The organism is Micromonospora sp. NPDC047707 (assembly GCF_040704235.1).
GTDB lineage: Bacteria > Actinomycetota > Actinomycetes > Mycobacteriales > Micromonosporaceae > Micromonospora.
The window spans coordinates 1-1,382 of the sequence record NZ_JBEYSU010000149.1 but is presented as its reverse complement, the minus strand read 5'-3'; the positions used below and the strand labels follow the sequence as shown (position 1 = coordinate 1,382).

Genomic DNA, 1,382 nt, shown 5'->3' with positions numbered 1-1,382 from the left:
CCGGGACTATCTCGCTAACGGCACCTCTCTGTGTCAAGGCGTTTGCAGCAGAGAGGTCTCCGTGTCGTGGATCATGGTCCGGTAGACAACGTCCGTTAGGCGGCGTTTCAGGCAGCGCATAGATTCTTTGTGGGTCTTACCCGCGGCTCGTTTGCGCTGGTAGTAGTCCCGGCCAGGGGTCGCTTGTTTGATCTGTGCCATGGCCATGACATGCAGTGCATAGTTGAGCTGCCGGTCGCCAGCGCGCGATAGGCGATGCCGTTGGATGTCACCGGACGACACCTCTATCGGCGCGACACCGCAGTACGAGGCGAACGCAGACTCCGACCGGAACCTGTGGGCAGCGCCGGAGCGAGCCAGGATCTTCGCGGCGAGGACGTCGCCGATGCCGTGCAGATCGGTCAGCGTGGTGCCGGACGCCGCGACCGCGGCAGACATCGTTGCGGTTACCTCGGTGATACGCCGGTCGAGGCGGCGCAGTTCCCCGAGCAGTTCCACGGCCACTTGGCGCACGGTGCGGGCCAGCACCGCTCGCGGGCGGATGCTGCGCAGCGCGGCGGCTGCGGTGTCGGCGGTCAGTCCGCGGGGCAGGCCGGCAGGAATGAGCTGAGCGAGCAGCGAATGCAGCCGGTTAATGGTCTGGGTTCGAGTGCGAACCAGGTCGTCGCGGTGGTCGGTGAGGCATCGCAGAGCGGCGATCGCCTCGTCGACGACTGCGGTGTTGAGTCGGGTGGCGGTATGAGCGGCGATGCCGACCGATAGGGCGTCGGCCTGGTCGGTTTTGCGACCGTGCCCGGTTGACAGCAGCCGCACGCGGCGGGCCAGCTTCGCGGGCACGTCGACCACGTCGATCTCATCGGCGCTCAAACGAGCGGTTAGCGCGGCGCCGAGGCCAGCTGCGCCTTCGACCGCCCAGGTCGCGTGCGGCCAGCGGCCGGCGAAGCGACGCAGTTGCCGGTAGCCCTCGCGGTTGACCTCGACGCGGATCGCGGCGAGGGGCTGAAGCCGGTTGTCGACCGCGACGGCGGTCCAGGACGCCTTATGGGGATCGATCGCGATGACGACCGGAGCAGACCCTGCGAGGGTGGGGGCAGGGGCACGGGCTTCTCCTTGCGGGACCGGATAGGGGAGTCCGGCGAGGAGGGCAGACCAACTTCGGGCTGAACAGACCTCTCTCGAGCCACTCCCGCCGGCGGTTATGGCCGGGGCGCAGGCCGTTAGGGGCCCAGCCCGTGGGCGGCAGGTGTTTCCCGAGCGACCCCGACCACAACCTCGGAGATCATGGCTGCAGACCCTGATCTCCGCCACCAATCCAACAAGTTGGAGACCTCTCTGCTGCCAACGCCTTGACACAGAGAGGTGCCGTTAGCGAGACAGTCCCG

The 1,382-nt window shown here is 67.4% G+C and carries 1 protein-coding gene; it reads right to left on the bottom strand.

Translation table 11 applies throughout. From position 1 onward, the window contains the following. Window positions 1–33 precede the first annotated feature (33 nt). Window positions 34–1,308 carry an IS110 family transposase gene (locus AB0873_RS32535; protein WP_366604635.1) on the bottom strand — a complete coding sequence of 425 codons (1,275 nt, stop codon included), beginning with the start codon at window positions 1,306–1,308 and terminating at the stop codon, window positions 34–36. Between the last annotated feature and the right edge of the window lie 74 nt (window positions 1,309–1,382).